This is a genomic window from Acidithiobacillus sp. TH-A36 (assembly GCF_057473445.1).
In genome coordinates this window covers 1-1,589 of the sequence record NZ_JBYCKP010000130.1, presented here as the reverse complement: position 1 = coordinate 1,589, position 1,589 = coordinate 1, and the positions used below count along the sequence as shown (strand labels likewise).

The 1,589-nt window shown below is 56.8% G+C and carries 3 protein-coding genes; all 3 read left to right on the top strand.

The window, feature by feature from the left end:
* Positions 1-62: 62 nt before the first annotated feature.
* Positions 63-752 (top strand): ABC transporter ATP-binding protein, encoded by a 690-nt coding sequence (locus tag AC2VLY_RS03615; RefSeq protein WP_427960759.1) that lies wholly within the window; start codon positions 63-65, stop codon positions 750-752.
* A gap of 136 nt (positions 753-888) precedes the next feature.
* Positions 889-1,155 carry a type II toxin-antitoxin system RelB/DinJ family antitoxin gene (locus AC2VLY_RS03610; RefSeq protein ID WP_010637140.1) on the top strand — a complete coding sequence of 89 codons (267 nt, stop codon included), beginning with the start codon at positions 889-891 and terminating at the stop codon, positions 1,153-1,155.
* Positions 1,142-1,423 (top strand): type II toxin-antitoxin system YafQ family toxin, encoded by a 282-nt coding sequence (locus AC2VLY_RS03605; protein WP_193651357.1) that lies wholly within the window; start codon positions 1,142-1,144, stop codon positions 1,421-1,423. Before AC2VLY_RS03610 ends, AC2VLY_RS03605 begins: the two co-directional genes overlap by 14 nt.
* Positions 1,424-1,589: the final 166 nt, after the last annotated feature.

Here is a 1,589-nt window from a genome sequence, read left to right as displayed (position 1 = left end):
GATTGCCACCTTGTACCCCTCCTGGAGGGCATCACGGGTCGCTCCGGCGGAGGCTTTGCGCTATGAATGATGAATTGGTCCTGTCCGTAGAGCATTTACGTCAGAGTTTTGCCATTGGCAGAGACAAGCTGGAAGTCATCCGCGACGTCAATTTGCAAATCCGCAAAGGCGAAAGCCTGGCCATTGTCGGCGCATCGGGGCAGGGCAAAAGCACCCTGATGCATCTGATGGGGGGGCTGGAAAAACCCTCGGGAGGGGTGGTCCGCATTCTCGGCCAGGAAATCTACAAACTTCGGGAATCTGCACGCAGCCGCCTGCGCAACCAGAGTGTCGGCTTTGTGTATCAGTTACACCGCCTGTTACCGGAGTTTACCGCCCTGGAAAATGTACTCTTGCCGCTCCTGATTCGTCGGGTGCCCCGGCATTCGGTGCAGGCCTGGGGCGAAGAAATTCTGGCACGGGTCGGTCTGGGTGAGCGCTTGCAGCACAAGCCGGGCATGTTGTCCGGTGGCGAAAGGCAGCGGGTGGCGCTGGCCCGTGCCCTGGTAACCCGACCGGCCCTGCTTCTGGCGGATGAGCCGACGGGAAATCTGGACAGCGAATCGGCCGAGAGTGTCCATGACCTGATGCTCAGCCTGAACCGGGAATTGGGCACCGCGCTGGTTATTGTCACCCACGAGCCCGCGCTGGCGGCACATATGGGGCGGGTGTTGCGCCTGCAGAATGGTGTGCTGCAGACACTTGAAAGCTGATCCATTCCCGATGGTCCAATAAACTGCCGAAATCTCCGACGAACGAAGCAGGGGGAGCGATCCAGCGGCGGCCTTTGATTTGTAGTCACAAGAAGACTACATTAGAAACTCTGAAACCGATTTATGGGAAATCACCATGAGTACCACCGATACCTATGTCCGCGCTCGCATCGACACTAACACCAAGGAACGCGCCGCCGAAGCCCTCGAAGCGATGGGCCTGTCCGTCTCTGATGCTATTCGCTTGCTGATGTTGCGCATAGCCGATGAGCGCCGTTTGCCTTTCGAGGTAAAGGTACCTAATACGACTACCCGCAAGGCCATTGCCGAGCTGGAGGCCGGGAAAGGGAAGCGCTTCGCCAGCGTTGATGATCTGATGGCAGACCTGCATGCGGACGATTGACCGGTCTTCATCATTCAAACGTGATTACAAACGCGAAGCCAAAGGACAGCACCGGGCCACACTGGATGACGAACTGAAGCCCGTATTGGTGGCGTTGGCGACTGACCAGCTGCTTGATGCCAAATATCGCGACCATGACCTAAGCGGCGATTGGGCAGGTTACCGGGAATGTCACGTAAAGCCCGATTTGCTACTGATCTACCGCAAGTCGAATACCCATACGCTCAAGCTTGCACGGCTTGGCTCACACAGCGAGCTTTTCAGTTAAGCAGGTGCGGCCTGCAATCGAACACAGCGTGCTCGCAATCAACGGGAGTTTTCGGGGCACTTGGGCGCAATTTTGGCAAAGTGCCAGAAATCACGGTATGGCCACAGGCTGAAATGCCTTTATTGCTGGTGATTGAATAGGTCAGACCAGCGGATTATCAATCCGG

What these genes read in the sequence shown, in the direction of transcription:
- AC2VLY_RS03615 (WP_427960759.1), top strand. Translation starts at nt 63, where the DNA reads ATGAATGATGAATTGGTCCTGTCCGTAGAGCATTTACGTCAGAGTTTT.
- AC2VLY_RS03610 (WP_010637140.1), top strand. Translation starts at nt 889, where the DNA reads ATGAGTACCACCGATACCTATGTCCGCGCTCGCATCGACACTAACACC.
- AC2VLY_RS03605 (WP_193651357.1), top strand. Translation starts at nt 1,142, where the DNA reads ATGCGGACGATTGACCGGTCTTCATCATTCAAACGTGATTACAAACGC.